The following is a 1935-nucleotide window of genomic DNA, read 5'->3' on the forward strand; positions in this document are numbered from 1 at the left end:
GATTTTGACCTTGATCCTATGGGACCTGCAATTGAAGGCGGCGTTGGCATCAATGCGCAACTGTCTCACAATTTCTCCCTTCATGGTGATGTAAGTTATCAACAAAAGCTTCAGAAAACTGGTATAAGTGGTGCAAGCTTTTCAGGTGGTATACGCTATCAGTTTTAAGGAAAGGAAATTCTTCTCGGAACCTCTTATTTTAAGCAGAGCAGCCTGTGCCCTACATGAGAAGGAAAGCACATGTACAAGCGTATGAGACTGAAAAAAGTGTAAAAGCGAGCGTTGCTTTCCCGTTCGTTTGCACAGAAAGGCTGCACAACTCTGTATTGTGCAGCTTTTTTAATTTTCTATAATATTATGTAGCCCTTTTGTTGATATTACCTCTTGTAAATAAACCCTGCTTTTCTTTTCTGCTAAAGTCCTTTTTATTCCTTAAAGAAACCTCTTTCTTCTTCATGCAGTAGATGTACTAGCTTTTCTTTAAAGGAATTCCCTTCACCTCTTTACGGCAGAAGATCTGCTGCAAAATACCTTTTTGCGCAGAAAATCCAATCAGGCATAACAAACATAACACAATGCTTTGTACTCAATTTATCTAAAATGCTCAGGAAATCATAAAGAAGAGCTAAAGCTTTATCAATCATCATAAGTATTATTTAAGTATATACATAAATATATTTTAGATATACAGAAAACAAATATTAAATTCATTATGTGATTGAAATTATAATAGTTTATATTTAATAATTTGTTTTATAAATTATAAATTACATAGTTATTTACAAAATAAAAAACCATTTAATAAAAATTTATTATAGAATACAAGTAAATAATAAATTTAATATATAAATGTAAAAATAAATAAAGTATAAAATTATATAAATACTTTATATAAAAGTTAAAATAATATAACCTCCCGATGAAAATTGTGTGTTCTTTATCCTTTTTATAAGCGGGGAGAGAATATGCGGAGGCTTATAAGTTAAGGAAAATCTTCATGTCTAAAAAATTTTTACTATCCTGTACAGCTGTTGCGACAATCGCGCTGTTTAGTGCTCATACTAATGTAAAAGCCGAAAAAATCTTAATGAATTTTCATGGAATAACTGAGGAAGCATCCAACTTCACTGTTGGCGGTATAATAGTGATAAAAGGTAGTGGAATAATTGGAAAAAATTTAGCAATAATTCACGACAGCAAAAACATGGAGGACGACTGGTTGAGCACTGTACGCATTATCGAACCTAATAGCTTTCTTGACTTATCAGAATCAACGATTAAGGCTAAAGAAATCGGTGTGATGGCAACAGACGGTGGTATAATAAAAATGAATGCAGTAGGTATTATTGCTCCTACAGTAGGCTTATTTCTCGAAGATAGCAAAAGTGATAAAAACAAGCTGAAAAATGTGACAATAACGAGCAGTAAAGATGACTTAATGGAAAAAGGAATAGCTCTTTATAAGGAAAGTAAAGTCATCTTGGAAAACGTAACAGTTACTCAAGCAAAAGTGGGTATAGAAGCGTTGGATAATTCTCAAACAACGGTATCAGGAGGATACTTTAATGCAAAAGAGCATGGAATATACGCTGGTACAGGCTCTACAATTACTTTAAAGAACAATGTTACAGTGTCCTCTGATGAATATGGCCTCAATGCAAATGGTGCACAATCCAAAATCACGATGATTGGGGGAACTGTAACTGGGAAAAAAAATGCATTAGTTGCAGCAAATAGTGGATATATTGATGGCATAGATACCACTCTAATGGCAGATGGCAATGGAAAAGGTGCATGGGCTAACGGCCCCAACAGTACAATTGAATTGCATGGCAATACAACAATTAAAGAAGCTGCAATCGGACTTGAGGCAAAAGACAATGGTATCATCCAAATGACAGGAGGATCTATCACTGTTTCCGAGACAGGGGCTTC

General features: G+C 34.2%; 2 protein-coding genes. Both read left to right on the forward strand.

The features are described 5' to 3' along the window. Positions 1-168: autotransporter outer membrane beta-barrel domain-containing protein (locus ACFIL8_RS07495; RefSeq protein WP_375686784.1), on the forward strand; the 168-nt coding region annotated here is incomplete at its 5' end. Positions 169-997: 829 nt separating this feature from the next. After that, on the forward strand, positions 998-1935 hold a 938-nt coding region (locus ACFIL8_RS07500), incomplete at its 3' end, for a right-handed parallel beta-helix repeat-containing protein (RefSeq protein ID WP_375689310.1).

It is taken from the genome of Bartonella sp. AP57NXGY (assembly GCF_042195805.1).
GTDB lineage: Bacteria > Pseudomonadota > Alphaproteobacteria > Rhizobiales > Rhizobiaceae > Bartonella.